The 22,801-nt window shown below is 65.2% G+C and carries 24 protein-coding genes; 12 read left to right on the top strand and 12 right to left on the bottom strand.

Annotated elements, in window-relative coordinates:
• Window positions 1-3: 3 nt before the first annotated feature.
• Window positions 4-489, bottom strand: a complete 486-nt coding sequence (secB, locus tag NLM31_RS01025) for a protein-export chaperone SecB (RefSeq protein WP_254127381.1) — start codon at window positions 487-489, stop codon at window positions 4-6.
• Window positions 490-892: 403 nt separating this feature from the next.
• On the opposite strand from secB, the gene NLM31_RS01020 reads away from it, so the two are divergent.
• The 3 genes from NLM31_RS01020 to NLM31_RS01010 are packed head-to-tail and all read left to right on the top strand — an operon-like array spanning window position 893 to window position 3,688.
• Entirely contained in the window at window positions 893-1,597 is a 705-nt protein-coding gene (locus NLM31_RS01020) for a Tim44/TimA family putative adaptor protein (RefSeq protein ID WP_254191207.1), read from the top strand.
• The gene (locus tag NLM31_RS01015) at window positions 1,575-3,098 is read left to right on the top strand and encodes a murein transglycosylase A (protein ID WP_254191206.1); all 1,524 of its coding nucleotides are present in this window, start codon (window positions 1,575-1,577) and stop codon (window positions 3,096-3,098) included. Before NLM31_RS01020 ends, NLM31_RS01015 begins: the two co-directional genes overlap by 23 nt.
• Window positions 3,095-3,688 carry a Smr/MutS family protein gene (locus NLM31_RS01010; protein ID WP_254191205.1) on the top strand — a complete coding sequence of 198 codons (594 nt, stop codon included), beginning with the start codon at window positions 3,095-3,097 and terminating at the stop codon, window positions 3,686-3,688. The genes NLM31_RS01015 and NLM31_RS01010 overlap by 4 nt, the downstream gene beginning before the upstream one ends.
• Here NLM31_RS01010 and NLM31_RS01005 read toward each other — a convergent pair.
• From NLM31_RS01005 to hslV, 4 genes are all read right to left on the bottom strand, one after another.
• Window positions 3,685-4,809: a hypothetical protein gene (locus tag NLM31_RS01005; protein ID WP_254191204.1), complete on the bottom strand. Its 1,125-nt coding sequence runs from the start codon at window positions 4,807-4,809 to the stop codon at window positions 3,685-3,687. The two genes, NLM31_RS01010 and NLM31_RS01005, sit on opposite strands and share 4 nt — an antisense overlap.
• Before the next feature lie 180 nt (window positions 4,810-4,989).
• A complete protein-coding gene (hslU, locus tag NLM31_RS01000) occupies window positions 4,990-6,294 on the bottom strand; it encodes an ATP-dependent protease ATPase subunit HslU (RefSeq protein ID WP_254191203.1) in 1,305 nt (434 codons plus the stop codon).
• A gap of 52 nt (window positions 6,295-6,346) precedes the next feature.
• Window positions 6,347-6,970 (bottom strand): DUF2585 domain-containing protein, encoded by a 624-nt coding sequence (locus NLM31_RS00995; RefSeq protein WP_254191202.1) that lies wholly within the window; start codon window positions 6,968-6,970, stop codon window positions 6,347-6,349.
• 4 nt (window positions 6,971-6,974) lie between these two features.
• The gene (gene hslV / locus NLM31_RS00990) at window positions 6,975-7,535 is read right to left on the bottom strand and encodes an ATP-dependent protease subunit HslV (RefSeq protein WP_254191201.1); all 561 of its coding nucleotides are present in this window, start codon (window positions 7,533-7,535) and stop codon (window positions 6,975-6,977) included.
• A 200-nt stretch (window positions 7,536-7,735) separates the two neighbouring features.
• On the opposite strand from hslV, the gene hisB reads away from it, so the two are divergent.
• The 7 genes from hisB (at window position 7,736) to coaA (ending at window position 12,486) form a co-directional block, all read left to right on the top strand.
• A complete protein-coding gene (gene hisB / locus NLM31_RS00985; protein ID WP_254127374.1) occupies window positions 7,736-8,329 on the top strand; it encodes an imidazoleglycerol-phosphate dehydratase HisB in 594 nt (197 codons plus the stop codon).
• A gap of 69 nt (window positions 8,330-8,398) precedes the next feature.
• A complete protein-coding gene (locus NLM31_RS00980) occupies window positions 8,399-8,929 on the top strand; it encodes a DUF2628 domain-containing protein (RefSeq protein ID WP_254127373.1) in 531 nt (176 codons plus the stop codon).
• Entirely contained in the window at window positions 8,926-9,576 is a 651-nt protein-coding gene (gene hisH / locus NLM31_RS00975; RefSeq protein ID WP_254127372.1) for an imidazole glycerol phosphate synthase subunit HisH, read from the top strand. The genes NLM31_RS00980 and hisH overlap by 4 nt, the downstream gene beginning before the upstream one ends.
• The gene (hisA, locus tag NLM31_RS00970) at window positions 9,573-10,310 is read left to right on the top strand and encodes a 1-(5-phosphoribosyl)-5-[(5-phosphoribosylamino)methylideneamino]imidazole-4-carboxamide isomerase (RefSeq protein WP_254127371.1); all 738 of its coding nucleotides are present in this window, start codon (window positions 9,573-9,575) and stop codon (window positions 10,308-10,310) included. Before hisH ends, hisA begins: the two co-directional genes overlap by 4 nt.
• A 3-nt stretch (window positions 10,311-10,313) precedes the next feature.
• On the top strand, window positions 10,314-11,090 hold the full coding sequence (hisF, locus tag NLM31_RS00965) for an imidazole glycerol phosphate synthase subunit HisF (protein WP_254127370.1): 777 nt from the start codon (window positions 10,314-10,316) through the stop codon (window positions 11,088-11,090).
• 79 nt (window positions 11,091-11,169) lie between these two features.
• A complete protein-coding gene (locus tag NLM31_RS00960) occupies window positions 11,170-11,496 on the top strand; it encodes a phosphoribosyl-ATP diphosphatase (RefSeq protein ID WP_148752730.1) in 327 nt (108 codons plus the stop codon).
• Window positions 11,497-11,529: 33 nt separating this feature from the next.
• On the top strand, window positions 11,530-12,486 hold the full coding sequence (coaA, locus tag NLM31_RS00955) for a type I pantothenate kinase (protein WP_254127369.1): 957 nt from the start codon (window positions 11,530-11,532) through the stop codon (window positions 12,484-12,486).
• Between the two features lie 12 nt (window positions 12,487-12,498).
• Here the strand turns inward: coaA and NLM31_RS00950 are convergent, their stop codons facing one another.
• From NLM31_RS00950 to NLM31_RS00935, 4 genes are all read right to left on the bottom strand, one after another.
• Window positions 12,499-13,113 carry a histidine phosphatase family protein gene (locus tag NLM31_RS00950; RefSeq protein ID WP_254191200.1) on the bottom strand — a complete coding sequence of 205 codons (615 nt, stop codon included), beginning with the start codon at window positions 13,111-13,113 and terminating at the stop codon, window positions 12,499-12,501.
• 235 nt (window positions 13,114-13,348) lie between these two features.
• The gene (locus NLM31_RS00945; RefSeq protein ID WP_254196115.1) at window positions 13,349-15,574 is read right to left on the bottom strand and encodes an ATP-binding protein; all 2,226 of its coding nucleotides are present in this window, start codon (window positions 15,572-15,574) and stop codon (window positions 13,349-13,351) included.
• A 124-nt stretch (window positions 15,575-15,698) separates the two neighbouring features.
• A complete protein-coding gene (locus tag NLM31_RS00940; protein ID WP_254191199.1) occupies window positions 15,699-16,169 on the bottom strand; it encodes a hypothetical protein in 471 nt (156 codons plus the stop codon).
• 108 nt (window positions 16,170-16,277) lie between these two features.
• Window positions 16,278-17,816, bottom strand: a complete 1,539-nt coding sequence (locus tag NLM31_RS00935; RefSeq protein ID WP_254191198.1) for a YifB family Mg chelatase-like AAA ATPase — start codon at window positions 17,814-17,816, stop codon at window positions 16,278-16,280.
• 238 nt (window positions 17,817-18,054) lie between these two features.
• Between NLM31_RS00935 and NLM31_RS00930 the strand changes: the two genes are divergently transcribed.
• Complete coding sequence (locus tag NLM31_RS00930) at window positions 18,055-18,300, top strand: PilZ domain-containing protein (RefSeq protein WP_027534981.1); 246 nt, start codon at window positions 18,055-18,057, stop codon at window positions 18,298-18,300.
• A gap of 83 nt (window positions 18,301-18,383) precedes the next feature.
• Window positions 18,384-19,163 (top strand): tetratricopeptide repeat protein, encoded by a 780-nt coding sequence (locus NLM31_RS00925; RefSeq protein WP_254191197.1) that lies wholly within the window; start codon window positions 18,384-18,386, stop codon window positions 19,161-19,163.
• A 46-nt stretch (window positions 19,164-19,209) separates the two neighbouring features.
• Here the strand turns inward: NLM31_RS00925 and NLM31_RS00920 are convergent, their stop codons facing one another.
• Genes NLM31_RS00920 through NLM31_RS00910 form a run of 3 tightly spaced genes read right to left on the bottom strand, consistent with a single transcriptional unit; the run spans window position 19,210 to window position 22,794 of the window.
• Entirely contained in the window at window positions 19,210-20,499 is a 1,290-nt protein-coding gene (locus NLM31_RS00920) for an AAA family ATPase (RefSeq protein ID WP_254191196.1), read from the bottom strand.
• Window positions 20,496-21,230, bottom strand: coding sequence for a CpaD family pilus assembly protein (locus NLM31_RS00915; protein WP_254191195.1), 735 nt, complete (start codon window positions 21,228-21,230; stop codon window positions 20,496-20,498). The genes NLM31_RS00920 and NLM31_RS00915 overlap by 4 nt, the downstream gene beginning before the upstream one ends.
• Window positions 21,231-21,279: 49 nt before the next feature.
• Entirely contained in the window at window positions 21,280-22,794 is a 1,515-nt protein-coding gene (locus NLM31_RS00910) for a type II and III secretion system protein family protein (protein WP_254196114.1), read from the bottom strand.
• Between the last annotated feature and the right edge of the window lie 7 nt (window positions 22,795-22,801).

Genomic DNA, 22,801 nt, shown 5'->3' with positions numbered 1-22,801 from the left:
GCCTTACGCCTGGCCGGCCTGACCACCGGCGGCCATTTGCCGCTCCATGTTCTGGCGATAGAGACCGACGAAATCGACCGGGTCCAGCATCAGGGGCGGGAACCCGCCGTCGCGCACGGCGGTCGCGATGATCTCGCGGGCGAACGGGAACAGCAGGCGCGGGCACTCGATCATGACCAGCGGGTGCAGGTTTTCCTTCGGCACGTTGACGATCCGGAACACGCCGGCATAGGCGAGCTCGAACGAGAACATCACCTTGCCCGCGTTCTCGGCCTTGCCCTCGACCGACAGCGTGACCTCGAACTCGGAATCGCTGAGGTTGTTGGCGCTGACATTGATCTGGATGTTGATCTGGGGCGCCTGGTTTTGCGGCTGGAGCGAGCCCGGTGCGTTCGGATTTTCGAACGAGAGGTCCTTGGTATACTGCGCCAGCACGTTGAGCTGGGGAGCCTGGGCCGCCTCGGGAGGGGTACCGTTACCGTTGGTCATCGAAGTGTCTCCTTACCCGATTTGGGCTGAATTTCGCGGCGGTTGGCTAACATAGGGCCGCCTCATTCGACAAGGACGAACGGCTCCGGAGGATCGATCCGGGCCGCGCCCGTAACTGTGACGTTTGACCCGTCCCTAACCCGAAATCGCATGTTAAACGCTTGAAGATGCGCGATTTCCGGCCAGGATCGGGTTTCCCCTTAAGCATAAAACGCGCTACACTCCGCGCTGTGCCAAAAGGCGCCATTGGCCGGGCCAAATTTCGTGCCTACATCCGGCGGACGTGACGCTCGGACCCAAAATGGTGATGTAGACTTGCCGTTCCCGTATGGAACGGTCTACTGGCCGGATCGATTTTCCCGGCGACGGCCCCTTCTCGAAAAGACCAGAAAGCGAATACCACGTGGACATCTACACCATCATTTTCCTGGCGCTGGCGGTCTTTATTTTCCTGCGACTGCGCAGCGTGCTGGGGCAGCGGACCGGCAACGAACGGCCGCCGTTCGACCGCACGGCTCGCAATACGCTGGGTGGTGCCCCGGACAAGAACGTCGTGACCATGCCAGGCAAGGTGATCGACCAGGCGCCCGTGGCGCCGACGGCCGAGCCGGCTCCGCCCTCCGATCGCTGGAAGGGCCTGACCGAACCGGGCACTGCGCTCGCCCAGGGCCTCGATGCCATCGTCGACAAGGATTCCACCTTCGATCCGCGTCACTTCATCTCGGGCGCCCGCGGCGCCTATGAGATGATCGTGCTGGCCTTCGCCAATGGCGACCGCCGCGCGCTGCGCGACCTGCTGTCGTCGGAGGTCTATGAGAGCTTCGACGCCGCGATCAAGGACCGCGAGAAGAACGAGCAGAAGACCGAGACGCGCTTCGTCTCGATCGACAAGGCTGAGCTGGTCGGCGCCGAGTTGCGCGACCGCACGGCGCAGCTGACCATCCGCTTCGTCTCGCAGATGATCTCGGCCACCCGCGACAAGGCCGGCAACATCGTCGACGGTAGCGCCGACAAGGTCGCCGATATCACCGATATCTGGACTTTCGCCCGCGACACCACCTCTCGCGATCCGAACTGGAAGCTGGTTGGCACCGGAAGCGCGAATTAAGATCTTTCTGAAGAACAGCGCGACGGCGCTTTGCGCAGGCCTCGTCGTGCTGGCTTCGTTTTCGCTTGGCGCCGAGGCTGCGCGGCGTCACTACCGCAGCCATTACCACCACCTTCCCGAAGTCGCTGCGATCCCGCCGCGGGCTTTGCCCTACCCGCAGCTCCCGCTCCCGTTCGAGATTCCCGGCGCGCAATATCTGCCGCTGGCCTGGGCCGACGTGAAGGGCTGGAGCGAGGACGATCATCTCGCGGCCTACAAGACCTTTCGCGCCAGCTGCCGCTCGATCAATGCGCAGACCGGCGCTCCCGAACAGAAGGCCCTGGGCGGCTCGTTGAGCGAACCCTGCCGGGCCGTCAAATCGCTCGAGCCGGCCGACGACGCCCAGGCGAAGATTTTCTTCGAGGAGAATTTTTCGCCGCTGCGGATTTCGCGGCTCGGCGAGCCCGACGGCTTCGTCACCGGTTATTACGAGCCGGTGCTGGACGGATCGCGCACGCAGACCGATGTCTACAACGTCCCGGTCTATCGCCGCCCCTCCAACCTGTTCGTGCGCGGCTTCAATCAGGCCTCGGTCAGCCTGCCCAACAAGGGATCGGTCTACCGCAAGATCGGCCGCCGCAAGCTGGTGCCCTATTACGACCGCGGCGAGATCGAGGACGGCAAGATCGCCGGCCGCGGGCTGGAGGTCGCCTGGCTGAAGGACCCGACCGATCTGCTGTTCGCCCAGATCCAGGGCTCGGCGCGGATCAAGTTCGACGACGGCAGCACCCTTCGGCTCAACTACGATTCCTATAACGGCTATCCCTACACGGCCGTCGGGCGTGTCCTGATCGAGCGCGGCATCATTCCGAGGGAGGAGATGTCGATGCAGAAGATCAGGGAGTGGATGGCGCAGAACCCTGATGGCGCCAAGGAGCTGCGGCGCCAGAACCGCTCCTACATCTTCTTCCGCGAGGTCAATCTGTCCGACAAGGACGAAGCGGTCGGTGCGCAAGGCATCCCGCTGACCGCCGGCCGTTCGATCGCGGTCGACAAATCGCTCCACGTCTACGGCACGCCGTTCTTCATCGAGGGCGAGCTGCCGATCGAGTCCGACCGCGCCAAGACGCCGTTCCATCGCCTGATGATCGCGCAGGACACCGGCTCGGCCATCATCGGGCCTGCCCGCGCGGATCTCTATTTTGGCGCGGGCGCTGACGCCGGCCGCGTCTCGGGCCGGCTGCGTCACCCCATGCATTTCGTGATGCTGGTGCCGAAGAGCCTCGATCCCGGCCTGCGCGCCGCGCGGCTGCCGGTGCCGGATCCGCGGCCGTCGGAGAAGATCGCAAAGCTGTTTCCGCAGACCGATCCCAAGGAGGCGGCCAAGGACACGGCCAAGGACCCGACGAAGGGCGAGACCGTCGCAATCGCCGGCCCGGTGCCGCTGCCGGCGCCGCGTCCTGTGATAGAACCTGTTCGCGAACCGCGCAGGCACATGAAAAGTCGTCCCCACCAGCAATGAAGCGATCGTCCCGTCCGCCCGTGCTGGATCCTCCGCGTCCCTCGCCGCGCCGTCGTGGGCTCACCGAGGAAGATCGCGAGCTGTGGGAGCTCGTCGCAAAACAGGTCAAGCCGCTGCGGAAGCATCGCGCGACGAAGCTGCATCCCGCGCCGCGCGCGGAGCCTGCGCCTGCCGCGCATGTCGCCAAGCCGGCGCTGTCGCCGCGGCCATTGGCTGCTGCGGCCGCCCCGCGCCCATCAAAGCCAGCGATGCCGCCACTCGCGCCGCTCGGCAAGCGCGAGCGGACCAAGCTGTCACGTGGCCGCAGCGAGATCGAGGCGCGGCTTGATCTGCACGGCATGACCCAGATGCGCGCGCACCGCGCCTTGACCGGTTTTCTCCACCGCGCCCATCAGGACGGCCTGACCTTCGTGCTCGTCATCACCGGCAAGGGCCGCAGCGGCGGCGAAAGCGGCGTGCTGCGCCGGCAGGTGCCGGAATGGCTGAGCCTGCCGGAATTCCGCGCCTTCGTCGTCGGCTTTGAAGAGGCCGCTATCGGTCATGGCGGCGAGGGTGCACTCTACGTGCGGATCCGGCGGGCGCGGTTCTAGAACGGCCGGACGATGCCGACGCGCGGGATCAGTGTGATGATCAGGCCGAAGATGTTGGTCTTCTGGTCTTCTTCCGGAATCAGAACTGTCTCGTGCTTGGCCGGCAACATCTTCACGGCATGCAGCATCAGGAACATGCAGACCGCCCAGTTCGAGATCCAGCGCGAATAGTCGAACACCATCGCGAACATCACGAGATAGGCGAGGCTGATTCCGATCAGCGCTGCGATGACGAGACGCCGGTGTGTCTGGTTCGCGAGATTGCCGATCAGCTTCGCAAAATAGCGCCACAGCGGTGTGTGCAGCCAGATCAGCAGCGCGAACACGGGAATGCCGAGGCTGTTGTGCGGCAGGCGGCCCCAGGTATCCGAAAGCTCCTTCGCCAGCGGCTGGTACCAGATGTAGCTGAATTGCAGCAGATCGGTGCGCGAGGGATCGGCCATCCGCGTTTTCAGGTACGCGACGAAATCCGCTTCCGGCACCGGCATCGTTCCGAGGAACTGCGCCGCAAAGAACAGCGCGGAGACCGCGGCGAGGGCGGCGATGCCGAACGCGACATTGCCGCGATTGAGGCCGTAAGCGAGATAGTGCCTGGTCACGACGATGGTGATGATCGTCGGCACATACATCAGCAGATGAATGTGGTGGATCAGCACGAGGATGATCGAGAACAGCGCCGCCGTCGCCACGAACACGAGTGAGCTGGCCGGCATCAGCAACAGGATGATCGCCAGCGCACAGCCATAGATGTCGAAATGGCCGAGCGTGTGCATGAAGTTCTTCAGGAAGAACGGCGATCCCGCGATGAAGACGAACAGCGGCAGCGTCTTCGCGGTGAAGCCGAACGTCTTCTGAAACAGCTTTGCGTACAGCGCCGATGTCACCAGCCAGGTCCCGCCGCCGAGTGCGAACACCAGCCACACAGGCACGTTGCTGGTGAACAGCGCGACAACAGCCCCGATCAGGCCGCGCTTGATGAAGCCGAAATGGTAATCGACGAGGAGGTGGATATAGGGGACGTAAGGCGGCAGCTGGATCTTGTGAACGAACACGCCGACGATGACCGCCGCGTTGATCGCGAGCAGCAGCCGCCAGGGATTTTGCCAAATGCTAGCGGGCACGCGGCACCCGGCGCGCGTCAACCTCCGGCGTCGTCCCGGCGAAGGCCGGGACCCATAGCCACGAATGTTCGTTTTGAGCCAAGGCTGGGGCCGCTATCATTTCCAACAATAAGCGTTGGTGGTTATGGGTCCCGGCTTTCGCCGGGACGACGGCGGAATGAATAGCGCGGCCGCCCTGAATTACAAAATAAACCGGCTCAAATCCGCGTTCTTGGCGAGGTCGCCGACATGCTTCTGCACGAAATCGGCATCGACCCGGACGGTCTCGCCGTTGCGGTCGGGGGCGGTGAAGGAGATTTCGTCCAGCACGCGCTCCATCACGGTCTGCAGCCTGCGGGCGCCGATGTTCTCGACGGTCGAATTGACGGCGACCGCGACGTCGGCGAGCGCATCGATGGCATCGTCGGTGATGTCGAGCGTGACGCCTTCGGTCTGCATCAGGGCGACATATTGCTTGATCAGCGAGGCCTCGGGCTCGGTCAGGATGCGACGCATGTCGTCGCGGGTCAGGGCCTGCAGCTCGACGCGGATCGGCAGGCGGCCCTGCAATTCCGGCAACAGGTCGGACGGCTTTGCGACGTGGAAGGCGCCGGAGGCAATGAACAGGACGTGGTCGGTCTTGACCGCGCCGTGCTTGGTCGAGACCGTGGTGCCCTCGATCAGCGGCAGCAGGTCGCGTTGCACGCCCTCGCGCGAGACGTCGCCGCCGACGCGGCCATCGCGGGCGCAGATCTTGTCGATCTCGTCGAGGAACACGATGCCGTTGTTCTCGACGGCGCTGATCGCCTCCAGCGTCAGCTGGTCGGTGTCGAGCAGCTTGTCGGACTCTTCGTTGACGAGGATCTCGTGCGAGCCCTCGACCGTCAGCCGCCGCGTCTTGCTGCGGCCGCCCATCTTGCCGAAAATATCGCCGATCGAGATCGCGCCCATCTGCGCGCCCGGCATGCCCGGAATCTCGAACATCGGCATGCCGCTGCCGGACGACTGCGTCTCGATCTCGATTTCCTTGTCGTTGAGCTCGCCGGCGCGCAGCTTCTTGCGGAAGGATTCCCGCGTCGCCGAGCTCGCATTAGCGCCGACCAGCGCATCGAGCACGCGCTCTTCCGCGGCGAGCTGGGCGCGCGCCTGCACATCCTTGCGCTTGCGCTCGCGCACCTGGGCGATCGCGACCTCGACGAGATCGCGCACGATCTGCTCGACGTCGCGGCCGACATAGCCGACCTCGGTGAACTTCGTGGCTTCCACCTTCAGAAACGGCGCATTCGCGAGTTTCGCCAATCGCCGCGCGATTTCCGTTTTGCCGACGCCGGTCGGGCCGATCATCAGGATGTTCTTCGGCAGCACCTCTTCGCGCAGCGAGCCGGTCAGCTGCTGTCGCCGCCAGCGGTTGCGCAGCGCGATCGAGACGGCGCGCTTGGCATCGGCCTGGCCGACGATGAAACGGTCGAGTTCGGAAACGATTTCGCGGGGGGAAAAGTCTGTCATGGGACCTTAGCTAGGATTAGAAGCCGGCGGGGACAAGCCGGTTTTTTGACCGTCAAATGATCGGCGGACCGGATTGCCATTCCTTCACGGCCTCGATCGGATGGATGAGCATCAGGACGTTGAGCGTCAGATTGTCGCGAATGTGCAGCGCCAGCATGATTTCGAACGCGAGCCCGATCACGACGGTTGCAGGGATCGGCAGCACGCGCGCGGTGAGGAAGCCCAGCACCATGAACAGATTGTCAGAGACCGAGTTGACGATGCTGTCGCCGAAATAATCCAGCGAGATCGTGCCGGCGCGGTAGCGCTCGATGATGAACGGCGAGTTCTCGACGATCTCCCAGGCGCCCTCGATCAGCATCGCGATGATCAGCCGCGCCGGCCAGGAGAGCTGCAAAGAGCTCAAGCGTCGCGAGAACAACAGCCAGGTCAGCCCATAGAACAGGAAGCCATGCAGCACGTGCGAGAAACTGTACCAGTCGGCGATGTGCTGGGAGTTCTCCGAGCTGTTCACCACGCCGTGCCAGAGCTTGACATACCCGCAGGTGCAGATCGGCACCCGCCCCATCGCGAACAGGATCGAGGCCTGCAGCGCCAGCAGCAACAGCGCGATGCCGACCCAGGCGAGCGCCGGAAACGCGGGTCGGGTCGGGCTGTCGCTGCGGGCCAATGCCATCCGCTCAGCCGGCCGTCAGCGTTTCGATGGTGACGTTGCGGTTGGTGTAGACGCAGATGTCGGCGGCGATGTCGAGCGAGCGGCGGACGATGGTCTCGGCGTCCTTGTCGGTGTCGATCAGGGCGCGGGCCGCGGCCAGCGCATAATTGCCGCCGGAGCCGATCGCCATGACGCCGGCCTCGGGCTCGAGCACGTCGCCGGTCCCGGTCAGGACCAGGGAGACGTCCTTGTCGGCCACGATCATCATGGCCTCCAGCCGCCGCAGGTAGCGGTCGGTGCGCCAGTCCTTGGCGAGCTCCACGGCGGCCCGGGTCAGTTGCCCCGGATATTGCTCGAGCTTGGATTCGAGCCGCTCAAACAGCGTGAAGGCGTCGGCGGTGGCGCCGGCGAAGCCGCCGATGACGTCGCCCTTGCCGAGTTTCCGGACCTTTTTGGCGTTGGACTTGATCACGGTCTGGCCGATCGAGACCTGGCCGTCGCCGCCGACCACCACCTTGCCGCCCTTGCGGACCGTCAAAATCGTGGTGCCGTGCCAGACCGGCGAGCTGTTCTGGGAATCCTGCATCTTAAACCTCGTTGTCCGGCTGATTTAGGCGGTCGCGGCGAAAGGGACAACCGGGGCACAACGGGCCGTTCCGGGCCGAATTCGCTCACCATAGGCAGAAGTAGAGGCCCGGCCAGCCGTTCCCGCAGTAGCGAAGGCGTCATTTGGCTGTTAAGAGACAGGCGTTTTCAGCTCCAAGCTAGGATGAAAGCCAGCTTTCAATGCGCACCGCGACGATCAAGCGCAAGACCAAGGAAACCGACATCGAGGTCTCCGTGAACCTCGATGGCACCGGCGTGGCCAATATCGCGACCGGCATCGGCTTTTTCGACCATATGCTCGATCTCCTCGCCCGCCATTCCCGCATCGACCTTACGGTCAAGGCGGTGGGCGACCTGCACATTGATCATCACCATACCACCGAAGACACCGGCATCGCGCTCGGCCAGGCGGTCAGGCAGGCGCTCGGCAACATGGCGGGCATCACCCGCTATGCCGGCGTGCACATGCCCATGGACGAGACGCTGACGCGCGTGGTCATCGACATTTCGGGCCGCCCGTTCCTGGTGTTCAAGGCCGACTTCCCCCGCGACAAGATCGGTGAGTTCGACACCGAGCTGGTGCGCGAGTGGTTCCAGGCCTTCGCCATCAACGCCGGCGTGACTCTCCACGTCGAGACCCTATATGGCGATAACAGCCACCATATCGCCGAGTCCTGCTTCAAGGGCCTGGCGCGGGCGCTGCGCACCGCGGTCGCGATCGATCCCAAGGCGGCGGGCGAAATCCCGTCCACCAAGGGCTCGCTTGGCGGCTGACATCTCCGTTTCGGTGGCCAGGCGCCGCCGGCGGCATTGACCTCAATTCTCGAGAACGGGGCATCGAAAATGCCTGTCTACACAGTTCATGCTCCCACCCCAGGCGGGGCCGACCTGCGCGCGACTGACAAATTCGTGTTCGTGCGCGACGGCTTCCATTTCTGGGCCATGGTGTTCGGTCCGTTCTGGCTGGCCTGGAACAGGCTTTGGCTGGCCCTGATCGGCTGGATCGTCTTCCTCGCCGCGTTCGATGCCGGGCTGCATAGTCTCGGCGTCGGCCGCGGCTCGATCTTCTTCGCCAACATCATCGTCGCGCTGCTGATGGGCTTCGAGGCCTCGAGCCTGCGCCGCTGGACGCTGTCGCGCGGCAGCTGGCGGCAACTCGATGTCGTCGTTGCCGATGACGAGGACACCGCGGAGCGGCGTTTCTTCGAGCGCTGGAGCCAGAAGCAGCGCGGCATCGTCAACGATCAATGGGCTGTCGATCGCGGCGGCCCGCCGCCGACCCGCAACGTGCCGGGTCAGCAATTTTCCAACCCGCCGCCAATTCCGGCCGGCGGCATCATTGGATTGTTTCCAGAACCGGGAGGGTCAAGATGAGCGTCGCCATCATCGATTACGGTTCCGGGAATCTGCATTCCGCCGCGAAAGCATTCGAGCGCGCCGCGCGCAGCCTGGAAAATCCGCAAAAGGTCTTCGTCACCAGCGATCCCGATCAGGCCTATGAGGCTGATCGCCTGGTGCTGCCGGGCGTCGGCGCCTTCGCCGATTGCCGGCGCGGGCTCGATGCCGTCAACGGCATGGTCGAGGCGATCACCGAAGCGGTCCGCGTCAAGGCGCGGCCGTTCTTCGGCATCTGCGTCGGCATGCAGCTGATGGCGAGCCGCGGCAAGGAACATGTCATCACCGAAGGCCTCAACTGGATCGGCGGCGACGTCGAGAAGATCACGCCGCGCGACGAGAGCCTGAAGATCCCGCACATGGGCTGGAATACGCTCGATGTGCTCGCGGAGCATCCGGTGCTGAACAAGCTGCCGCTCGGTCCCAAGGGCCAGCACGCCTATTTCGTGCACTCCTACCACCTCAACGCCGCCAACGAGGCGGACGTGCTCGCGCGCGCCGATTACGGCGGTCCCGTCACCGCGATCGTCGCGAAGGACACCGCCATCGGTACGCAGTTTCACCCCGAGAAGAGCCAGCGTTTTGGGCTAGCCCTGATCTCGAACTTTTTGCGATGGAAACCGTGATTCTTTTTCCTGCCATCGACCTCAAGAACGGCCAGTGCGTGCGCCTCGAGCAAGGCGACATGGCGCGCGCGACCGTGTTCAATCTCGATCCCGCCGCACAGGCCGAGAGCTTTGTCACGCAGGGCTTTGAGTATCTCCACGTCGTCGATCTCGACGGTGCGTTCGCCGGCAAGCCGGTGAATGCGCAGGCCGTCGAGGCGATGCTGAAGACGATCAAGATCCCGGTGCAGCTCGGCGGCGGAATTCGCGATCTCGCGACCGTCGAAGCCTGGCTCGAAAAGGGCATCACCCGCGTCATCATCGGCACCGCTGCGGTGCGCGATCCGGAGCTGGTGAAGGCAGCCGCAAAGAAATTCCCCGGCCGCGTCGCGGTCGGGCTCGACGCGCGTGACGGCAAGGTCGCGGTCGAAGGCTGGGCCGAGACCTCGCAGGTCACCGTGCTGGAGATCGCGCAGCGTTTCGAGGATGCCGGCGTTGCCGCCATCATCTTCACCGACATCGCGCGCGATGGCCTGCTCAAGGGCCTCAACCTCGATGCGACCATTGCGCTGGCAGACGCCATCTCGATTCCCGTGATTGCGTCGGGCGGCCTCGCCTCGATCGAGGACGTCAAGGCCATGCTGACACCGCGCGCGAAAAAGCTCGCCGGTGCGATCGCCGGCCGTGCGCTCTATGACGGCCGGCTCGACCCCGCCGCCGCCCTCACTTTGATCCGCAACGCGCCCGGGAGCTGACACATGTTCAAGGTGCGCGTGATCCCCTGCCTCGACGTCAAGGACGGCCGCGTCGTCAAGGGCGTCAACTTCGTCGATCTCCGCGACGCCGGCGACCCCGTCGAAGCCGCGATTGCTTATGACGCCGCCGGCGCCGACGAGCTGACTTTTCTCGACATCACCGCGACCCATGAGAACCGCGGCATCATGCTGGACGTGGTCCGGCGCACGGCAGAGGCCTGCTTCATGCCGGTGACCGTCGGCGGTGGCGTCCGCAAGGTGGACGACATCAAGACGCTGCTGCGCGCCGGCGCCGACAAGGTCTCGATCAACAGCGCCGCGGTGTCGCGGCGCGAGTTCGTCAAGGAAGCGGCCGAAAAATTCGGCGAGCAGTGCGTCGTGGTGGCGATCGACGCCAAACGGGTGAAGCGCGCCGGCGGTGGCGAGCGCTGGGAGATCTTTACCCATGGCGGCCGCAACTCGACCGGGATCGACGCCATCGAATATGCCCAGGAAGTGGTCTCGCTCGGCGCTGGTGAAATTCTGCTCACCTCGATGGACCGCGACGGCACGCGGCAGGGCTTTGACATCCCGCTGACCCGGGCGATCGCTGACAGTGTCCCCGTTCCCGTGATCGCCTCGGGCGGTGTCGGCAATCTCGACCACCTCGTCGACGGGATCCGCGATGGTCGCGCTACCGCGGTGCTCGCCGCCTCGATCTTCCACTTCGGGGAATTCACCATCCGTGAAGCCAAGGAGCACATGGCCCGGCGCGGATTACCCATGCGCCTGGATGCCTGACGACTCCCGTTCATAAAAGTGCTACATCAACCGGCGGGGACTGGCCCAACCGGCCAGACGCGCGTTTCGAGTATTCAGTATGCCGCGTTTCACGATCCACGATCTCGCCGTCACCATCGATGCCCGTGCGGCCTCCGGTGGCGAGGGCTCCTATACCCGCAAGCTGCTCGACAAGGGCGCCGAACATTGCGCCAAGAAGTTCGGTGAGGAAGCAGTCGAAACCGTAATCGCAGCAGTCGAAAACGATCGCGATCATCTGATCGCCGAGGGCGCCGACCTGCTCTATCACTTCCTTGTGCTGCTCAAGGCGCGCGGCGTAAAATTGGAAGAGGTGGAAGCGGCGCTGGACAAGCGTACGAACATGTCCGGGCTGGAAGAGAAAGCGTCTCGCAAGAGCGGCAGCTAGCCGAGCTGAGCTCGTTACGGAGAAGGTCGCGTCATGGATATCCGCGCACCCGAGCAGCAATATAATCCATACCGCGTCTACACGCGCGAAGAGTGGGCGCGGTTGCGCGACGACACGCCGATGACGCTGGAGCCGGGCGAATTTGACCGGCTGCGTTCGCTGCACGACCGCCTCGACCTCAAGGAAGTCGAGGACATCTATCTTCCGCTGTCGCGCCTGCTCTCGATCTATGTCGATGCGATGCAGCGGCTGTATTACGCGGAACGCCAGTTCCTCAACATCCGCGACCGCAAGGTGCCCTACATCATCGGCGTCGCCGGCTCGGTTGCGGTCGGAAAGTCGACCACGGCCCGTGTGCTCCAGGCGCTGCTGGCGCGCTGGTCGCCGCGCCCGAAAGTCGAGCTGATCACGACGGACGGATTCCTCTACCCGAAGGCCCTGCTCGAGCAGCAAGGCATCCTTCAGAAGAAAGGCTTTCCGGAAAGCTACGACCTGCCGCTGCTGCTCAACTTCCTGTCCGACATCAAGGCGGGCCGCCGTCATGTGCGCTCGCCGGTCTATTCGCATTTGACCTACGACATCGTGCCGAACGAATGGGCCGAGGTCGACCAGCCCGACATCCTGATCGTCGAAGGCGTCAACGTGCTGCAGACCGGCAAGCTGCCGCGCGACGGCAAGGCAGTGCCCGTGGTCTCCGACTTCTTCGACTTCTCGGTCTATATCGACGCCGACGAGGCGGCGCTGCGGCGCTGGTACATCAAGCGCTTCCTGGCGCTGCGCGACACCGCGTTCACCAATCCAAAATCCTACTTCAACCGCTATGCGCTGTTGTCGGATGAGGAGGCCACCGCGACCGCCACCGCGATCTGGGAGCGCACCAACCTCGCCAATCTCGAGGACAACATCCTGCCGACCCGCCCCCGCGCGACGCTGATCCTGAAGAAGGGCGCGGATCATGCGGTGGAGAGCGTAGCGCTGAGAAGGCTGTAGCTTCGCAGCCTCCTATTTGCCCGCCTTTGCCGTCCAATCTGCGAACTTGATGCGTGCCATGAAAGTCGCGGGCCCGGAGCCGTTGGCTCGGTAGACGAAGGCTTCGCCTTCCTGAACGTCTCCGGCCTCCTTGCCGAAGGCATCGGCAATGTTCGTCTTGTGCGTGACGAGGACGGTGTTCGTGCCGGGGGCCGGAGATTGATCGACGAGCTGACGCACGGCGGCTCCGGCCTTTGCGTTCGCCGCGGTGGGGTTTGCCATTCCCGATGCGCTGGCGTTGCTGCTGTCCGTCAATGCGTCGACCGGTTTACCATCCTTGCCGGCGATCAGCTTGCCAGCTTCGATCGCGCGGTTCAGACGGCTCGTGTAGACATTCCCGATCGGAATCGCGCGCTCCTGGATTGCCGCCCCGATCTGACGCGCCATATCCCTGCCCTTCTCACTCAGCTGGCGCTGGGCACTCATGTCGTCGAACTTGAAGGGATAGACGTCCTTCTGGCTGTCGTCGGTCGCGGTATGCCGAAACACCAGCACATAGCCGCCTCGCTTGAGCGATGAGTTCCGGCGTATCGGCGGCAGCGCCCGGGGAGAGGCCAGCGAGAAGGACAATGATTGCGAGCCGGACAAGCACACCCATGCGCAAAATCCTCGATTCAAATGCCCCGGAGGATGGTGGCGCGCCGCGCAGTCGATTTCAATCGTCGATTGCCGGCCGATATCAGGTTGTCGTGAAGTTGTCGATCAGTGCCGTAGGGTGGGCAAAGGCGCGAAGCGCTGTGCCCACGGCCTCTATCCGTATTGCCAAATGCAAATACGTGGGCACGCTTTCGCTTTGCCCACCCTACGGCAGCGTCGCCTGCCGCTACACCGCCAGCTGCCGCGACGCGGCCAATCCCGCCAGTGCCTCGTCCAGCTTTTCCCGATCGAGCGGCTTGATCAGAAACCCGTTCATGCCCGCCTCGAAGCAGGCATAGCGATCTTCCACCAGCGTGTTCGCGGTGAGCGCGAGGATCGGCGTGTGGCGGCCGCCGGTGGCCGTCTCATGGGCGCGGATGCGTTTCGTTGTCTCGATGCCGTCGAGCTGCGGCATCTGGATGTCCATCAAGACCAGATCATAGGGCGTGCCGGCCGAGCTCGCCGCAAGCCAGGATTCCAGTGCGGCCTCGCCATGGACCGCAATGACGACGCGGTGGCCGAGTTTTGTGAGGAGCGACCGCATCAGCAGCGCGTTGATCTCGTTGTCTTCGGCGACGAGGATTGAAAGACCTTTCGCGGGCGTTTTGATCGCGGCAGGCTCGACGGGCTCGGGCGCGAGATCGGGCGAAGCGACTTCGGGCGTCAGCGCAAGACGCGCGGCGAGGGAGGCTGCGCGCAGCGGCTTGACCAGGAAGCCGGTGAAGGCCGGCGAAAGCTTGTCATGACGCGAGCTCGGCGTCAGCAGCACGAGCCGCTGTGTCGCGTGACCGCGGGCGACTTCGCCCAGGCGGTCGGCGACGACCGGACCGAGCGCGCGGTCGATCAGCACCGCATGCCATGGGCGTTCCGGCAGCAACGCTTCCGCGACGGACGTATCGGAGACCAGGCAGGTCTGGCCACCCCAGCGTTCCAGCCGCCGCGCGATCAGCGACGCCTCGATGCCGTCGGCCACCAGCAGGATCGACTTGCCGGCGAGATCGGGGCTCGGAAACGCGGTATGTCCGGCGTCGCCGTGCGACGGCGCGAGCGGGATTGCGACCTCGAAGGTCGAGCCCTGCGCCGGCGCGCTCTCCAGCGTGATGCGACCGCCCATGCGCTTGACGATGCGCTCGGAGATGGCGAGGCCGAGCCCGGTGCCGCCATAGGTGCGGGCGACGCGGTCGTCGGCCTGCTCGAATTCGCGGAAGATGCGCTGCTGCGCGTCCGGCGCAATGCCAATGCCGGTATCGCGGACCAGAAAACTGATCTCGTTCGGCCAGATGCCGGGCTCGACGATCAGCGCCACGCCGCCGCTTGCGGTGAACTTGATGGCGTTGCCGGCGAGGTTGAGCAGCACCTGGCGCAGCCGTGCGGCGTCACCGACGACTTCCAGCGGAAGGCGCTCGTCGACGTAAGCCGCGATCTCGAGGTTTTTCGCCTGCGCGCGCGGCGCCAGCAGTTCGGTGACCTCCTCGATCAAGGTCGAGAGCGCAAAGGGACGCTGGTCGAGATCGAGCTTGCCGGCTTCGATCTTGGAATAGTCGAGCAGCTCCTCGATCAGCGCCATCAGCGCTTCGCCCGAGGTTTTCACCGCGCGGGCGTAGGTGGTTTGCTCCGGCGTCAGCGAGGTGTCGAGCAGAAGGCCGCCCATGCCGATGATGCCGTTCAGCGGCGTGCGGATCTCGTGCGAGGCCATCGCAAGGAAGCGCGATTTGGCGCGGTTGGCGGCGTCGGCCTGGTCGCGGGCATCCGACAGCGCGCGTTCGGTCTCGGTGCGGTCGGTGACGTCGCGCCCGACGCTCTGCAATTCCGCGGGCTGGCCGGCGTCGTGCCGCACAAAGCCCTCGCGCCAGGCGATCCAGCGCGCGCCGACCGGCGTTGCGATCTTCTGATCGTGGATGCGGGTGCCGTTGCTTTCACGGGCGCTGTCGCCCTGCTCCAGCACGTCGAAATCGAAGCGCGTGCCGACCAGCGCGCCGCGCTCCTGTCCGGCCAGCGCGCAATAGGCGTCATTGGCGAAGGTGATCCGTCCCTGATGGTCGCGCAGCACGATCAGATCGCCCTGTGATTCGAACAGGCTGCGGGCGCGCTCTTCGGCTTCCTTCAGCTCCCAGTTGCGATCGATCAGCACCTCGTTGTGGGCGGCGAGCTTCTTCATCCGCTTGTTGACGAAACGCAGCCGCATGCTGAGGGTTGCCAGCCCGAGGCAGGCCAGTGCAAACAGGAAGCTCGCACCGATCGCAAACGCGTTGGGATCGTAGCCCGAATTCGGCGCGCGGCTGCCGGTGACGAAGCCATAGGCGCCGCCGAACGTGGCCGAGAAGATCATGAAGGAGCGGATCGCGAAGGCAATCTTGGGGTGCTGTCGCCTGAAGCGGCGCATGCGCACCTTGATCCGGAACGTCCGACCCATTGCCACCGACCCCGACTCTTATCCGAAACCTGCCACCGCCGTTCGCGACGATGTCTCGCGGACCTTGCGAACAACTTGAGGCTTTGCGGCGGCCTCCAAACAGGGTTGACGAGGCGTTAACGCCTCAAAGCGAGGCGGCCTGGAGGGGGAGCGGGCGGTTGCCGCGGGCGCCGACGATCAGGGCTGCCGCTTCCTTCTGCGAGAACGTCTTCGAGCGGACATAGATGCGGTAGTCAGCAGGGCCGTCGGTGGCGAGATAGATCACCGGACCGCCGTCGACGGGCTGCGAGGCAATCGTAATGAGGCGGGTCGACGGATTGCCCTGGCAGGCGCCCGGCTCGTCGCTTGTGCCATCGTCGACGACCGCGAAGTCGGCAGCGTCGGCATCGTCGGTGATTTGAACCCGTACCGTGGCCCGTTCCGGATCCTCGGTGAAGGCGACATGCACGCCGGCGGTCCAGAACAGGGAGGTGAGCTCGACCGAGGTCTCGCCGAAGGCGATGCAGGGATGCGAGACCGATCCGATCTCGTTGCGGGCGAACACCGCAGCCGCCAACAGGGGAACCACCGAGGCCAGGATCTTGAAACGCAACATGACACGCTACTCGCCAAGGACACGCCCAAGCCCGAACTGGAACTTGTGGGCCTATGGTTTGCAGAGCGTAAAGGAAACTCGTTACCGCCGGGTTGATGCGCTGGATGATCAGGCGAGCTGTCGTACATCCTCCGCGAGTGCGCGGTAGGACAGCGCTTCGGCGAGATGCAGCCGGCCGATCTTGTCGGCGCCGTCGAGGTCGGCGAGCGTGCGCGCCACCCGCAGCACCCGGTGATAGCCGCGCGCCGACAGCCGCATGGTTTCGGCGGCATCGCGCAGCAGCTTCTGTCCCTGCGCGTCCGGCTTGGCGATGTCCTCCAGAACGGACGCCGGCGCCTCGGCATTGGTGCGAATCTGCGGCAGTCCGGCATCCGCGTAGCGCGCGAGCTGGATGTCGCGCGCGGCTGCGACGCGCGCGGCGACCTCAGCGGAGCCTTCGGCCGGCGGCGGCAGGATCAGATCGGCTGCGGTCACGGCCGGCACTTCGATGCGCAGATCGATGCGGTCCATCAGCGGGCCTGAGATGCGCGCCTGGTAATCGCCGGTGCAGCGGTCGATGCGGCCGCGCTTGCAGGCATAGCCGGGCTCGAACGCGTTGCCGCAGCGGCACGGATTCATCGCCGCGATCAGCATGAAGCGGGCAGGGTAGGTGACGCGATGGTTGGCGCGGGAGACCGAGACCTCGCCGTTCTCCAGCGGCTGGCGCAGCGAATCCAGCACGCGTGGATCGAACTCGGGCAGCTCGTCGAGGAACAGCACGCCCTGATGCGCCAGCGAGATCTCGCCGGGCCTTGCGCGCGCGCCGCCGCCGGTGAGCGCGGCCATGCTGGCGGAATGATGCGGCGAGCGGAACGGCCGCTGCGACGTCAGCGCGCCACCCTCGATCTCGCCGGCGACGGAGGCGATCATCGAGACCTCGAGCAATTCGCTCGGCGACAGCGGCGGCAGGATCGAGGGCAGGCGCGCCGCCAGCATCGATTTGCCGGCGCCGGGCGCGCCGATCATCAAGAGGTGATGACCGCCCGCGGCCGCGATCTCCAGCGCGCGCTTGGCGCTCTCCTGGCCCTTGATGTCGCGCAGGTCGAGCCTTGAGGCGGCAGCCTCGTGCACCTTCGGCTCGGGCCGCGACAGCACTTGCGTGCCCTTGAAATGGTTGGCGATCTGAATCAGCGAATGTGCGGCGACGATCTGGATATCCGGGCTCGCCCATGCCGCTTCCGAGCCGCAGGCTGCCGGACAGATCAGGCCTTCCTCGCGCACATTGGCGCCGATCGCGGCGGGCAGAACGCCGGCCACCGGCGCGATCGAGCCGTCGAGGCCGAGCTCGCCGAGCACGGTAAAGCCGGTCAGCGCATCCGGCGGAATCGCGCCGATCGCCGCCATCAGGCCGAGCGCGATCGGCAGGTCGTAATGGCTGCCCTCCTTGGGCAGGTCGGCAGGGGCAAGATTGACGGTGATCCGCCGCGCCGGCAGCGCCAGGCCCGAGGCGATCAGCGCCGAGCGGACCCGCTCGCGCGCCTCCGACACCGCCTTGTCGGGAAGGCCGACGATGGCGAAGGCCGGCAGGCCCGGCGCGACCTGCACCTGCACGTCAACCGCGCGGGCCTCGATCCCTTCAAAGGCGACTGTCGAAACCCGCTGGACCATTCTCGAACCAGATTTGCCCCTCGCACAATTAGGGGTAGCAGACCCCGATCAATCTGACAAGAACAATACGGGAACGAAGGTGCGGGCGCCGCATTCCCTAACGACCGGTCAACGGGACGACGACATTAAGCTTCGACTACGCCTCGAATGCGACCGGCTACGCTCAGCACATTCCAACGAATGTTCGCTACTCCTAAGGCTGCGGGATGGGCCGTGGTCTAACGGGTGAAGAATTCAAATGCTTGCAAATCGCCGCAGAAGCGAACGTCGGGTGTGCACGCGGCTCGCCAAGATCCATTTTGGTGCGGGCTCGCTGCCGCGGGACTGCACGATCACGGATATCTCGGATGGGGGCGTGAAGGTCGTGGCGGAGTTTCTGGAAGTGCCGCCGCAATTCACCATCATCTTCGCGCCCGATTATTCCCGCCAGTGCCGCCTGCGCTGGCGCATCGGCTGCGAATTCGGTGCGGAATTCACCGACTAGTCCTGCCAGACGCGTTTCCTTAACCGGACTTTAGCGTTAATCGGCAAAGCATCTCTGATCAGTCCGCCGGCGGTGATCAGAGTATGTCCAAGCGTTCGTCCCTTGCCTCTCCCCCGGCGAGATTTCTGCTTCCCGCGCTTCTGGTGCTTGCCCTTGGTGGCTGCCAGACCACGAGCCTGGAGGACGTGACCGGCGCGCTCGGTGGCGGCAGCAAGTCGGAGCCTGCCGCGACGGCGGACGCCAGGCCCATGGACGCCCTGCGCGAGCGCTATCGCGCCAAGCCCAGCGATCCCAATGTTGCGCTCGAATACGGCAAGGCGCTGCGCGAAAGCGGCCAGCGTGCCCAGGCGGTCGCGGTGATGGAGCAGGCCGTGCTCGCCCATCCCAGCAACAAGGCGCTGCTCGCCGGCTATGGCCGCGCGCTCGCCGACAATGGCAATTTCCAGCAGGCTTTCGACGTGCTCAGCCGCGCGCACACGCCGGAGGATCCGGACTGGCGCATCCTGTCGGCGCAGGGCGCCGCGCTCGATCAGCTCGGCCGCAACGAGGAAGCGCAGCAATATTACGCCGCAGCGCTGAAGATCGTGCCCGACGAGCCGACCGTGCTGTCCAATCTCGGCCTGTCCTACATGCTGCAAAATAATCTGTCGAAGGCCGAACAGGTGCTCGGCCGCGCTCATCAGCGCAATCAGAACGATGCGCGGGTCCGCGCCAATTTCGCACTCGTGCTGGGATTACAGGGCCGCGAGGCCGAGGCTGAAATCCTTGTGAAAGCAGATTTGCCGCCGGATCAGGCCGCAGCCAAGGTCACGGCGCTGCGCCAGCTGCTGTCGAAGAAGCAGCAGCAGCGGGCGGAGAAGTAATCCGCCGCCGCTGAGAGTCCTACGCGCTCGAAAAACGCGCTCGTGCTTACGACGCCTTGCGATGCGGAGCGGATCCGCGCCCCGATTTGCCCTTCAGCTTCTTCAGCAGCGGTTCGAGCAGCGAACGCTTCGGCTTCTTCACCTCGCCGCGTCCGGCCAGGCGGTTGGCCATATTCTGGAACAGCACGGTGGTGCGGTGGCTCTTGGAGACCTCCGCGATCATCTGGCCGTTATTGGCGGCGGTCGAGAACAGCTTTGAATCGAACGGGATCACCGCGAGCGGCTGGCTCTCCATCGTCTTGGCGAACGATTTGACGTCGATCTCGGCGCGCTTGTGCATGCCGACCTGGTTGATGCAGTAGAGCGGCGGCCGGTCGTTCGGCCGCGCCGCCTTGAGCACGGTCAGCATGTTCTTGGTGTTGCGCAGGTTGGCGAGATCCGGCTCGGCCACGATGACGATGTCGTCGGCATTGACCAGCGCGCGTTTTGTCCAGGCCGACCATTGGTGCGGCACGTCGAGCACGATGCAGGGCGTGGTCATGCGCAGCGTGTCGAAGATGGCATCGAACGCTTCCGCGCCGAAATCATAGACGCGATCGAGCGTGGCGGGTGCAGCGAGAAGGCTGAGGCGCTCGGTGCATTTGGAAAGCAGGCGCTCCATCAGCGCCGTGTCCGGCCGGTCCTGCGACAGCACCGCGTTGGCGATGCCCTGCGCCGGATCCTGGTTGTAGTCGAGGCCGGCGGTACCGAAGGCGAGGTCGAGATCGATCACGACGGAGTCGAGCGCGAGGTCGCGCGCGATGGTCCAGGCCACGTTGTGCGCGACGGTGGAGGCGCCGACGCCGCCCTTGGCACCGACCACCGCGATGACGCGGCCGGTGATGATGGTCTCGGACGCCGAGAACAGGCTGCAGATCGAGCGCACGACGTCGAGGGTCTCGACCGGCCCGACCACGTAATCGTTGACGCCGCGACGCACCAGCTCGCGATAGGGCGCGGTGTCGTTGGGATTACCGATCACGACCACGCGGGTGCCGGGATCGCAGACGCCGGCGAGATCGTCGAGCCCCTCGAGAATGTCGCGCGTGCCGTCGGATTCGATCACGATGACGTTCGGCGTCGGCATCGTGTCATAGACTTCGATCGCCGCGGCGAGGCCGCCGCTCTTGGCGGTGAGATGCGCCTTGGCGAGACGGCGGTCCTGGCCGGCCGCGGTCACCGCGGCGAGCGTCTGCTCGGTCTCGCAAAAGGCCTGCACCGAGATACGGGGAACCGGCGCAATGTGTTCCTCGGGGTGCTGCGGATCGTCCGCTTCTTCGTCGTGGATGTCCGTCATTTGCCTGTGTCGCTGAGTTTGGCCTTGTCAGCCTCGGGATAAGAGGTCGCCGTGGTCGTGCCCTTGCGGTAGCGGTCGAAGGCGATGTCGCGCCGTGCGGTATAGGCCGGCGTCTCGGCGCGCGGCTGCTCGAGGTCGGCGGGGTTGTCGATCATCGCGGCGAGGTTGCGCTGGGTGGCGCAGCCGAGATTGAAGTAGGGCCGGTTCTCGTTGTAGCCGGGGTCGAGGATCGACGGTCCCATGTCCTCGGGCCACAATCCGCAGGGGCCGGCCACCGCCGCGATCTTGGAATAGCTCAGCCGGATGGTCGGAAGCAGTCCGGGATCTTCGGGACGATAGGGATGCTGCACGATGGCGCGCGACGGCACGCCGCCGCTGCCGAGCACCGCGCGGATCTCGCGATAGGTCGCGGCCGCCGCGCGCGAATTCGTGGTATCGATGGGCACGTCGACGACGACGGAGCCGGTGCCTTCGCGCACCCAGTCCTGGGCGATGCCCGTCACGTCGGCGTGCTGCTCGGCCGAAAGCCCGCCGCGCGCCTTGCCGACGAAGATCACGATCGAGCGCTTGCCTTCCTGGACCGCGATCGGGTGACGCATGCGGTAGTCGGTCGGCACCGTCTGGGTGGTGACGACATCACCCGTGGTGTTGCAGGCGCCCAGCGCGACGGAGAGCCCCGTCAGCGCGAGCGCGATGCGCCAGTTGCGACGTCGATCATTTGTCTTCGTCATCGCTTCATCCCCCTTGCCCGTATCTCGCCCGGTCCCCGAACCGTTGGTGTCAGTCGATGATGAAGCCGAAATCACCGGCATTGCCGTCGATCGGATCGACCCGGCGCGCGATGCCGTAGAGGCGGTTCATGCGGCCGAGCAGCGCCGACTGCGCATCGGAGGACGGCGCGAAGCCGTCATCGGGCCGCGACAATTCCTTCTGGGCGACCGCGCGCACCACATAGGGGGTCACGATCACCATCAGCTCGGTCTCGTTGTTGACGAAGTCCTGGCTGCGGAACAGCGCGCCGAGGATCGGCACCTGGTCGACGCCGGGCAGGCCGTTGATGGCCTGCTTGGTCTGCTGCTGGATCAGGCCGGCCATTGCCATCGAGCCGCCCGAGGGAATCTCGAGCGTGGTCTCGGCGCGGCGGGTCTGGATCGAGGGAATGGTGATGGAGTTGTTCGCGGTCGACGACACCGCCTGCGTCACGGTGATCGCCTGCTGGTTCGACAGCTCCGAGACTTCGGTCATCACGCGCAGGCTGATCCGGCCCTCGCTGAGCACGACCGGGGTGAAGTTCAGCGAGATACCGAACTTCTTGTAGGAGATCTGGGTGGTACAGACATGCGTGGTCGGATCGCAGGAATAGCCTGCGGGGATGGGGAATTCGCCGCCCGCGATGAAGGTCGCAGATTCACCGGAGATCGCGGTCAGGCTCGGCTCGGCCAGCGTCCGCATCACGCCCGCGCTTTCCATCGCGCGCATGGTGGCGCTGACGGTGGCGACGCCCTTGGCGAGGCCGGCGACGCCGAGCCCGTTGCTGGAGACCAGCGGGCCGCCGGAGACCGAGAACGGGTTGGAATTGTTGAAATTCACCACCGCGGTGCCGGCATTCAGGCTGGCGCTGAGATCGACGCCCAATTGCTTGACGATGTCGCGGCGGACTTCGCCGACGACGACTTTCAGCATCACCTGGTCGCGGCCGCGCACGACGATGTTGTTGACGACCTTGTCGGCGCCGCCGACGAGCTTGGCGGCGACGTCGCCGGCCTGCTGGGCCTCGACCGGGCTCGACACCGAGCCGGTCAGCATCACGCTGTCGCCGACGCCCTCGATCTGCACGCCCGGCAGCGATGAGCGCAGCGCCGTGCGCATGCCGTTGAGGTCGCGCTTGACCGCGATGTCGTAGGACGCGACCTGCTGACCGTCGGCGGAGAAGAACACCACGTTGGTCTGGCCGACCTGGCCGCCGATGATATAGGCGCGCTGCGCCGAGCGGATCACCGCATTGGCGATCTTGGGATCGGCCACCAGCACATCCTTGACCTCGCGCGGCAGGTCGATCACGACCGACTTGCCGATGCCGAGCGACAGCGAACGCATCCGCGCCGGCATGGTTGCAACCGGCGACACGCCGAGGTCCGGCGCCTGCATCGGCGCCTGGTCTCCGACCGGCGCATCCGCAGCGCGGACGAGATCGGGGGCTGCGACCAGCCCCAGTAACAGCATTGCCCCTGCCCAGATCGAGCCGGCGCGCTTCCCCCGAATGCGCAGGCCCATCCGATTGTCCCCGTAGGTCATCATGTCC

The sequence above is a fragment of the Bradyrhizobium sp. CCGUVB4N genome (genome assembly GCF_024199945.1).
Classification (GTDB): domain Bacteria; phylum Pseudomonadota; class Alphaproteobacteria; order Rhizobiales; family Xanthobacteraceae; genus Bradyrhizobium.
The sequence above is the reverse complement of the archived record's forward strand: the minus strand, read 5'-3'. Positions and strand labels throughout refer to the sequence as shown.

Bases quoted from the DNA above. Each gene is read 5' to 3' on its own strand.
- secB (WP_254127381.1), bottom strand. From the start codon at position 489: ATGACCAACGGTAACGGTACCCCTCCCGAGGCGGCCCAGGCTCCCCAG.
- NLM31_RS00920 (WP_254191196.1), bottom strand. From the start codon at position 20,499: ATGACGGACATCCACGACGAAGAAGCGGACGATCCGCAGCACCCCGAG.
- hslV (WP_254191201.1), bottom strand. From the start codon at position 7,535: ATGCAGGATTCCCAGAACAGCTCGCCGGTCTGGCACGGCACCACGATT.
- NLM31_RS00995 (WP_254191202.1), bottom strand. From the start codon at position 6,970: ATGGCATTGGCCCGCAGCGACAGCCCGACCCGACCCGCGTTTCCGGCG.
- NLM31_RS00910 (WP_254196114.1), bottom strand. From the start codon at position 22,794: ATGACCTACGGGGACAATCGGATGGGCCTGCGCATTCGGGGGAAGCGC.
- hisB (WP_254127374.1), top strand. From the start codon at position 7,736: ATGCGCACCGCGACGATCAAGCGCAAGACCAAGGAAACCGACATCGAG.
- hisH (WP_254127372.1), top strand. From the start codon at position 8,926: ATGAGCGTCGCCATCATCGATTACGGTTCCGGGAATCTGCATTCCGCC.
- NLM31_RS00915 (WP_254191195.1), bottom strand. From the start codon at position 21,230: ATGACGAAGACAAATGATCGACGTCGCAACTGGCGCATCGCGCTCGCG.
- NLM31_RS00935 (WP_254191198.1), bottom strand. From the start codon at position 17,816: ATGGTCCAGCGGGTTTCGACAGTCGCCTTTGAAGGGATCGAGGCCCGC.
- NLM31_RS00980 (WP_254127373.1), top strand. From the start codon at position 8,399: ATGCCTGTCTACACAGTTCATGCTCCCACCCCAGGCGGGGCCGACCTG.
- NLM31_RS00930 (WP_027534981.1), top strand. From the start codon at position 18,055: ATGCTTGCAAATCGCCGCAGAAGCGAACGTCGGGTGTGCACGCGGCTC.
- NLM31_RS00940 (WP_254191199.1), bottom strand. From the start codon at position 16,169: ATGTTGCGTTTCAAGATCCTGGCCTCGGTGGTTCCCCTGTTGGCGGCT.
- NLM31_RS00945 (WP_254196115.1), bottom strand. From the start codon at position 15,574: ATGGGTCGGACGTTCCGGATCAAGGTGCGCATGCGCCGCTTCAGGCGA.
- hisF (WP_254127370.1), top strand. From the start codon at position 10,314: ATGTTCAAGGTGCGCGTGATCCCCTGCCTCGACGTCAAGGACGGCCGC.
- NLM31_RS00925 (WP_254191197.1), top strand. From the start codon at position 18,384: ATGTCCAAGCGTTCGTCCCTTGCCTCTCCCCCGGCGAGATTTCTGCTT.
- NLM31_RS00960 (WP_148752730.1), top strand. From the start codon at position 11,170: ATGCCGCGTTTCACGATCCACGATCTCGCCGTCACCATCGATGCCCGT.
- coaA (WP_254127369.1), top strand. From the start codon at position 11,530: ATGGATATCCGCGCACCCGAGCAGCAATATAATCCATACCGCGTCTAC.
- hslU (WP_254191203.1), bottom strand. From the start codon at position 6,294: ATGACAGACTTTTCCCCCCGCGAAATCGTTTCCGAACTCGACCGTTTC.
- NLM31_RS01010 (WP_254191205.1), top strand. From the start codon at position 3,095: ATGAAGCGATCGTCCCGTCCGCCCGTGCTGGATCCTCCGCGTCCCTCG.